Source organism: Dehalococcoidales bacterium (assembly GCA_028716225.1).
Taxonomy (GTDB): domain Bacteria; phylum Chloroflexota; class Dehalococcoidia; order Dehalococcoidales; family UBA5760; genus UBA5760.
The window spans coordinates 1-2,648 of record JAQUQE010000145.1 but is presented as its reverse complement, the minus strand read 5'-3'; the positions used below and the strand labels follow the sequence as shown (position 1 = coordinate 2,648).

At 48.9% G+C, this 2,648-nt stretch carries 4 protein-coding genes; all 4 read right to left on the bottom strand.

Translation table 11 applies throughout. The features are described 5' to 3' along the window. Positions 1-240 precede the first annotated feature (240 nt). From PHI12_15000 to PHI12_14985, 4 genes are read right to left on the bottom strand one after another with little or no spacing between them, the layout of a single operon-like run. The gene (locus PHI12_15000; GenBank protein MDD5512091.1) at positions 241-738 is read right to left on the bottom strand and encodes a hypothetical protein; all 498 of its coding nucleotides are present in this window, start codon (positions 736-738) and stop codon (positions 241-243) included. 2 nt (positions 739-740) lie between these two features. Then, entirely contained in the window at positions 741-1,154 is a 414-nt protein-coding gene (locus PHI12_14995) for a hypothetical protein (GenBank protein MDD5512090.1), read from the bottom strand. Then, positions 1,132-1,443, bottom strand: coding sequence for a hypothetical protein (locus PHI12_14990; protein MDD5512089.1), 312 nt, complete (start codon positions 1,441-1,443; stop codon positions 1,132-1,134). The genes PHI12_14995 and PHI12_14990 overlap by 23 nt, the downstream gene beginning before the upstream one ends. A 12-nt stretch (positions 1,444-1,455) precedes the next feature. Next, on the bottom strand, positions 1,456-2,448 hold the full coding sequence (locus PHI12_14985) for an ATP-binding protein (protein MDD5512088.1): 993 nt from the start codon (positions 2,446-2,448) through the stop codon (positions 1,456-1,458). Positions 2,449-2,648 lie beyond the last annotated feature (200 nt).

Below are 2,648 nucleotides of genomic sequence, written 5' to 3'. Positions count from 1 at the left end.
CGTTCTCATTGGTAAACCCACAACAATCTGGTCACCTTGTACTCCTACGATAAATTTGTTCTCAGCCATGATTTCACCTCCTTTGTTGTTTACATTCTTTTGGCGGAATAAAACCCCAGTCGTGTTGGTTGATAGCTTCCCACGAATTAGGCATCTTGAAATGAGGTTTGAAACCTAATTTACAGTCCTTATCTTCTTCCCTGCAAAAATGCAGACACGGCCGGTCGTCGCAATATTTCATCATTCCCTCTTTTCGGGAGCTTCATATGGTAACCCAAGCTCCTTGAAAATGCTCTCTTCGGTATCCCCGGCAATTCGAACCTCTACGCCTTCACATCCCTGTGCTTCAATCTTAAACAGCCCGGTACCATCGGCATGCAGCTTCATCCCCAAGTTTTTAGCTCTCATGCACAGGCGTACATTGTGTTTGGCGCTCCCGGTCCGTATTAGAAGAAGAGTTGACCAGATCTCCGGAGTAGCAACGTAAACATCCAGGTCAATGCCTTTGGTGAAGCCCATGGCGACGCGGATTATCTTCCCACCTCCGACTTTAATTCTACCGAGCTGCTGCAGGACCGCCAGGAATCTTCCCTGGTTACTTGGAATACAGACCAGATCGATATCATTAACCCAGGACTTCTTCCTCCGGATGCTGCCGGCAATGGCGATCTTATCGCAGAAAGGACGTAGCTGTTCTACGATACCCTCTGCGATCGCTAGTGCTTTTTCATACTGCATTTTTAGACCTCCGTAATGATTATTTCTGTCTTCCGATACCCTTTCTCGTAAACAATGCCCCCAGTAAGCTTCCTGACGTGTTTCCAGCTATCATCAACAAGAATCCCGGCATCGACTAACCCATCTATAAAAGCCTTACACCCCAACATCAAATTTTCTATATCCCTGCGCTGTTTATTGTCGACCGTGAAAACTTCCTCGATCTCACAACTCTCGACTGGCTCAAAGTCCGGGAGGAATCGCTTGTAAGATAGCCCCAGGATGTAAGCTTCTTGCCTGGCTAACTTTGTCGACGATGACCGCTCCGCCCAGAAGTTACTCTTGTGATAGTTAGCTCGAAGCTCGACGTAGGGTAGATCGTCGAAGGTTATCACAATCCTATTGGATTGTCGCTTAGTCGTTTTCGTCCCCATCATACGGCTCCGTATTCCTCTGTTCAATCAGCGGGGTTAACTCCCAACGGCTAACCGGTGCCGGTTGGCTATTGTGAGCGACCTGAGTAGCTATCTCCTCGCTGCAGGGTGAAATACAGTAAACCGAACCTGGGGAATAAAACTGCGTAACTAATTTACCGTCTTTGGTGGGGATATCGATGCGGATAAAAGCACCGCCGCCGATCACCGCGTCGGTTACTTTACCCGCAAGTCGTCTGTGTCCCATGAGTTCCAAAATAGCCCACTCTTCAAAACCATTCTGCTCAGTCACGTGTTCCTCCTTTTAATCCCTAAACCCGGGTAACCTGGCAATAGCTGTCTTCTTGTCTTTCTTCCTGGAATTGCCGTTTTGCTCATCCGGCTGATATTTGAGATTCAGCGTAATAACACGGTTGACCTCTTCCGCCGTCGAATCGTGCATCATCTGCCAGACCCCCCTTGCCGCACGAACATCCCCCAGTCCCAGGTCATAGACCTGAGTACCGATAAGATGGGCGACATCCGGGGGGCAACCCTCTACACGGTCCAGCATGCCGACAACCACATCAATAAACTCCTGCCGGGTGTACTCTGGGAAATGAGGCTTGAAAGCGAATCGGGAAAGAAACTCCGGGGTAAACTTTTCTTGCCGGTTGCATGCCGCTATTACCTGGGTACGCAGTTTTATCCCTCGAGTCTTATTACTCTTCGTCTCGATGACCTCTCCCTTTTCCATCAGACCAAGCAGTACTGAAATAGCATCCTGCCGGCACTTGTCGACCTCATCGAACAGCAGCAGCTCCGGCTGAGTCTGGAATAACATGTCGCTCAAACCTGCTGCAGACGTCCGGGAGCCGAAAGCGAGGTAGGACTGGGGAGCTGGTACCGCTTCTCTCAAAGCATCCAGCATAACCGACTTGGCACATGCCGGCGGTCCCGTCATGAGAATATTCATCTTGCGACGGCTGGATACTGTGTCGGCAAGAACATCCTTGATGTCATCGAAGCCAACGACCAGGTTAAGGCTTTCCATGATAGTTGCTCGGGGGATCGCCTTAAACTTCTCCTCCATTTCGTTGGCCCAGATTGTTTTCCGAGCCTTGTCGGTTAACAGGTATTTAGTCAGAGATCCGCGACGACCGGCAACCACGACGTAGCCATCATCTACCAGGCGTTTGATGTCGTCCTTCGTTGCACCTACGGTGTAGAATTCCCATGACTTCCAGCCGTACTTTGCTCGTCGGGGATCGTCTTCTTTTTCTTTCGCCTTCATAAGAATTTCAATGTCACTTGCCAACTTTAACCTCCGGAGTTATGCTCTTTTATTTGCATGGTACTTTTGCAGACAATCAAATTTACTACAGGTTGCCGGTTTATAATCTGGAAGGTATTCATACTCTTTTCCGCAAATGGGACAGGTAGCTTTTAACCATTGCAGGGGGTTCTTTTTTTCTATTCTGCTGCTCATCATTCCTCCTTGAGATTTTTATTTCTCCG